Raw genomic sequence first — 5,349 nt, 5'->3', positions numbered from 1 at the left:
GCAGGCAGATCATGCGGGCCGTCTCGTAGGACTTCACGAAAGCCGGCACGGGCATGAATTCGAAACGCGAGTGGAAATTGCAGCCGCCGGTGAAGAAGTTTGGCGTCGGCAGCCCACGCGCGGAAAGCGCCGCACCATCCGTGCCGCCGCGCATCGGGATTTGCTTCGGCTCGATCTTCAGCGCCTCCAGCGCTGCGAAAAGCAGATCGACCGAGCGACGGTCGTCGCCCAGGCTGTCATGGATATTGCCGTAGGTGTCGGTGACATCGGCTGAGACCCGGCCGGTCGGATAGCGCAGCGCGATCAAGTCCGCGACTTCGCCGATGCGGCGCTTGCGCTCCTCGAAGCGGGCCTTGTCGAACTCGCGGATCATCACCTTGAGCCTGGCCTCGCTCTGCCCGGCGGTGATCTCGGTGAACCAGAAATAGCCCTCGCGGCCTGCGGTGTTCTCCGGCGTCTCCGCCCGGTCGAACTCGGCGATGAAATCCATCGCCATCAGCAGCGGGTTGACCAGCACGCCCTTGGCCGAAATCGGATGGGCGCTGACGCCGGTGAAGCTGATATCGCCCTGCGCCGCATTGAAGTTCTCGATCACGACCTCGCCGAGTTCGCAGGCATCGATCGTGTAGGCGAAGTCGCAGGGGAAGCGGGACAGGTCGAGCGCCTTGGCGCCGCGCAGGCCGATCTCCTCGTCCGGGACGAAGGCGACGAGGATGTCGCCATGAACGTCCTCCGGCTTGAGCTCGGCCAGCAGCGTCATCACGGCGGCAACGGCCGCCTTGTTGTCGGCACCAAGCACGCTGGTGCCGTCGCCGACGATCACGTCTTCACCGATCCATGGCTTGATCTGCGGATTTTCCGCGACGCGCAGCCAGATGTCCCGCTCGCGGTTGAGGCAGAGATCCTCCCCGTCGAAGCGCAGGATCTGCGGGTGGATCACCGGGGAGAGGCCGACATCGACCGTATCGAGATGGGCGATGAAGCCGATGCGCGGCGCGCCGGGCTGCGTGCCCGGCTTGCGGGCGGTGACGGTGGCGTGGTCGTCGATGACGATGTCGGCAAGGCCAAGCGCGCGCAGCTCTTCGGCGAGAAGGGTGGCGAGGCGCTGCTGCCCCGGCGTGGTGGGCAGGCTCGTCCCCCGCGCGTCGCTCTGGCTCTCGACCGCGACATAGCGCAGGAAGCGCTCCGTCAGTTTCGCCGCTACGGACATCTCGACCTCGCCTCTCGCCTTGCCCGGCCGGACCATGCGGCGGACAGGGCGAGAGCTATCGTGCGAGGGAGTGCTTCGGCAAGACCTGCCAACCAGCGCGGTCAGGCAGCCTTGGCGAGGAAGTCCTCGGCGTAGTGGCAGGCGACCTGCCTCCCGTCGATCTCGCGCTTCTCGGGGCGCTCCGCACGGCAGCGATCCGTCACGAAGGGGCAACGCGTCGAGAACACGCAGCCCTTGGGCGGGTTGAGCGGTGAGGGCAGCTCGCCGCGCAGGATGATGCGCTCCCGCTTGCCGGCATCGACGCGGGGCGTCGAGGCGAGCAGAGCCTGCGTATAGGGATGCAACGGGCGGGCGTATATGCGCTCCTTCGGGCCGTGCTCGATCGCATTTCCGAGATACATCACCATCACGTCATGGGCGATGTGGCGGACAACGCTGAGGTCGTGCGAGATGAACAGATAGGCGAGCTTGAGCTCGTCCTGCAGGTCGGCGAGCAGGTTCAGCACCTGCGCCTGGATCGAGATGTCGAGTGCCGAGACCGGTTCGTCCGCTACCACGACCTTGGGCGAGAGGATGAGCGCGCGCGCGATCGCGATGCGCTGGCGCTGGCCGCCCGAGAACATGTGCGGATAGCGGGCATAGTGCTCGGGACGCAGGCCGACCTTGGCCATCATCGCGCGCGCCTTCTCGGTGCGCTCGGCAGCGGAGAGGTCGGTGTTGATCTTGAGGGGCTCCTCCAGGATCGTCCCGATCTTCTTGCGCGGGTTGAGCGAGCCGTAGGGGTTCTGGAACACGAACTGCACCGTGCGGCGCAGGCGCCGGCGCTCGCTGGCCGGCGGGTTGACGGCATCGAGCCCGTCGAGCGTCAAGCCGCCCGCGGTGGGGGGCTCGATCAGCGTCGCCATGCGGGCGAGCGTTGATTTTCCGCAGCCGGACTCTCCGACGACGGCGAGCGTGCGCCCGGCCTCGACCGAGAAGGAGACCTTGTTGACCGCCTGCAATTGCGCCGGCGGGCGGAAGAACCCCTGCTTGACCGGGTAGATCTGCGTGAGTTCACGCGCCTCGATGACGGGCTTGCTCATCGCACGGCCTCCTTCGCCCGGCCGGCCTCGTCGCGGGCGCGCTCGGCGTCGCGTTGCGGATCGCCGAGCGGGTAGTGGCAGCGCACATGCCCGTCGCGCCAGGGCCGCAGTTCCGGCTGGACATTGCGCGAATGCGCAGTGGCATAGGCGCAGCGCGGGCTGAAGAGGCAGCCCTTCGGGCGATCGCTGAGGCCCGGCACCATGCCGGGGATGGTGGCGAGCCGCGTCGCGTTCTCGCTGCGCTCAGGCAGGGCCGAAAGCAGGGCGGCGGAATAGGGATGCTGCGGGTCGGCGAAGAGCGCGTCGACCTTGCGCTCCTCCATGATCTGCCCGGCATACATCACCATGATGCGCTGCGCGGTCTCGGCGACGACGCCCATGTTGTGGGTGATGAGCACCAGCGCCATGTTGCGCTCGCGCTGCAACGTCATCAGCAGCTCGAGGATCTGCGCCTGGATGGTGACGTCGAGCGCGGTCGTCGGCTCGTCGGCGATCAGCAGGCGCGGATTGCAGGCGATCGCCATCGCGATCATCACGCGCTGGTTCATGCCGCCGGAGAGCTGGTGCGGGAAGGCCTTGAGGCGGCTTTCCGGGGCGGGAATGCCGACCTGCTCCAGCAACTCGATCGCCCGGCGCTTGGCCGCCTTGCCGTCCATGCCCTCGTGCTTCCGCAGCGTCTCGGCGAGCTGGAAGCCGATGGTGAAGCAGGGGTTCAGGCTGGTGCTCGGCTCCTGGAAGATCATCGCCACGTCCTTGCCGGTGAGCTGGCGGCGCTCACGCGCGGACATGGTCAGGAGGTCGCGGCCGTCGAAGCGCAGCTTGTCGGCGCGGACGCGGCCGGGGTAGCCGACGAGGCCCATCAGGGCGAGCATGGTCACGCTCTTGCCGGAGCCGGATTCGCCGACCACGCCGAGCACCTCGCCCTCGTCGAGGGTGAGGTCGATGCGGTCGACGGCGCGCAGCGTTCCCTGTGAGGTCGGGAATTCGACGCTGAGATTTTCGATTTCGAGAAGGGGCATGGGATCAGCGCTTCAGCTTGGGGTCGAGCGCATCGCGCAGGCCGTCACCGAGAAGGTTGAAGGCGAGCACGGTGATGAGGATGGCGAGGCCCGGGAAGGTGACGACCCACCAGGCGCGCAGCACGAATTCGCGGGCGTCGGCGAGCATCGTGCCCCATTCCGGGGTCGGCGGCTGGGCGCCGAGGCCGAGGAAGCCGAGCGCCGCCGCGTCGAGGATCGCCGTGGAGACGCCGAGCGTCGCCTGCACGATGAGCGGCGCGGCGCAGTTCGGCAGGATCTCCGAGAACATCAGGCGGACCGTCTGCGCGCCGCTGACCTGGGCGGCGACGACATAGTCCTTGCTCGCCTCGGTGATGACGGCGGCGCGGGTGATGCGGACATAGTGCGGCAGCACGACGATGGCGACGGCGAGCATGGCGTTCATCAGGCCGGGGCCGAGGATCGCGACGATCACGATGGCGAGCAGCAGGCTCGGCATCGTCATCAGGATGTCCATCAGCCGCATGATCGCGATGTCGGCGATGCCCTTGAAGTAGCCGGCGATCAGGCCGAGCACGATGCCGACGACGATGGCGAGCGCGACGACCGCGATGCCGATCACCAAGGACAGTCGCGCGCCGTAGAGCAGGCGCGAGAGGATGTCGCGGCCGATCGCATCCGTGCCGAGCGGATAGGAGAGCGAGCCGCCGGCCTGCCAGAACGGCGGCTTCAGGAAGACGGCGTTGTTGGTCAGGTTCGGATCATGCGGCGCGATCCACGGCGCAAACAGCGCGCAGAGCAGCACCAGCACGATGACGATCAGGCCGGCGACGGCGCCGCGATTGGCGCTGAAATAGGTCCAGAACTCGCGCAGGGGATGCGGCGGGGTTCCGCTCGGTGCTGCGACGGCCGGGGCTTCGAGGGTTTCGGCGCTCATGGGCGAGGGCTCCAATGGGAGCTGCAATGTGAAGGGCGGATCATTTGGCGTGCCTGATGCGCGGGTTGATCAGGCCGTAGAGCAGGTCGACGAACAGATTGACGCTCATCACGACGACGCCGAGCAGCAGCGTGCCGCCCTGCAGGACTGGGTAGTCGCGCCGGCTGATCGCCTCGATCAGCCATTTGCCGACGCCCGGCCAGGAGAAGATCGTCTCGGTCAGGATCGCGCCGGTGAAGAGCGTGCCGACCTGCAGGCCGATGACGGTGACGACCGGGATCAGCGCATTGCGCAGCGCATGCAGCGCGACGACGCGGATGGGCGCCATGCCCTTGGCACGGGCGGTGCGGATGTAATCCTCGCCGAGCACTTCGAGCATCGCCGAGCGCGTCATGCGGGCGATCACGGCGAGCGGCACGGTGCCGAGCACGATCGCAGGCAGGATCAGGTGCGACAGCGCCGACCAGAAGGCGTCGATGTCGCCGGCCAGCAGGCTGTCGATGGTCAGGAAGCCCGTGACCGGCTCGATGAAGTACTGAACGGCGATGCGGCCGGAGACCGGGGTGATGCCGAGCTGCACCGAGAACAGCAGGATCAGCAGCAGGCCCCACCAGAAGATCGGCATCGAATAGCCGGTGAGCGAGATGCCCATCACGCCGTGGTCGAAGATGGAATTTCGCTTCACCGCGGCGATGATGCCGGCCGGCAATCCCACGAGAAGCGCGATGATGATGGCGCAAAGCGCGAGCTCGATCGTCGCCGGGAAGAGCTGGCCGAACTCGGTCAGGACGTTCTCGCGGGTGACGATCGACTTGCCGAGATCGCCCTGGACGACGCGCTCGATATACTTGCCATACTGGACGAGCAGGGGCCGATCGAGCCCGTACTCGGTGAGGAGCTGGGCATGGCGGGCGGCGTCGATGCCGCGCTCGCCGGCCATGGTCTCGATCGGGTCGCCCGGCACGAGACGGACGAGGAAGAAGGCCAGCAGGGTGATGCCGATGAAGGTCGGGATGACCAGGCTCAGCCGGGTGAAGATGAAGCGCAGCATGGTTCTGCCATTCTTGTCGGCCGGAGCATGTCGTCCTGCGCGGCGGCCTGTCTTGTCATATTAGTCGAGTT

General features: G+C 67.2%; 5 protein-coding genes. All 5 read right to left on the bottom strand.

What is annotated here, in order from left to right; translation table 11 throughout:
• On the bottom strand, window positions 1-1,210 hold a 1,210-nt coding region (pepT, locus tag ACIPIA_RS09850), incomplete at its 3' end, for a peptidase T (RefSeq protein ID WP_400509002.1).
• Between the two features lie 101 nt (window positions 1,211-1,311).
• A complete protein-coding gene (locus tag ACIPIA_RS09845; RefSeq protein ID WP_400509000.1) occupies window positions 1,312-2,292 on the bottom strand; it encodes a peptide ABC transporter ATP-binding protein in 981 nt (326 codons plus the stop codon).
• A complete protein-coding gene (locus ACIPIA_RS09840) occupies window positions 2,289-3,311 on the bottom strand; it encodes an ABC transporter ATP-binding protein (RefSeq protein ID WP_400508998.1) in 1,023 nt (340 codons plus the stop codon). The genes ACIPIA_RS09845 and ACIPIA_RS09840 overlap by 4 nt, the downstream gene beginning before the upstream one ends.
• 4 nt (window positions 3,312-3,315) lie before the next feature.
• Window positions 3,316-4,227 (bottom strand): ABC transporter permease subunit, encoded by a 912-nt coding sequence (locus ACIPIA_RS09835; RefSeq protein ID WP_400508996.1) that lies wholly within the window; start codon window positions 4,225-4,227, stop codon window positions 3,316-3,318.
• A gap of 40 nt (window positions 4,228-4,267) precedes the next feature.
• Window positions 4,268-5,278, bottom strand: a complete 1,011-nt coding sequence (locus tag ACIPIA_RS09830; RefSeq protein WP_400508994.1) for an ABC transporter permease subunit — start codon at window positions 5,276-5,278, stop codon at window positions 4,268-4,270.
• Between the last annotated feature and the right edge of the window lie 71 nt (window positions 5,279-5,349).

It is taken from the genome of Allobosea sp. CER48 (genome assembly GCF_044752385.1).
Taxonomy (GTDB): Bacteria; Pseudomonadota; Alphaproteobacteria; order Rhizobiales; family Beijerinckiaceae; genus Allobosea.
Note: the sequence above shows the minus strand (reverse complement) of the source record. Positions and strands in the feature narration are given on the sequence as shown.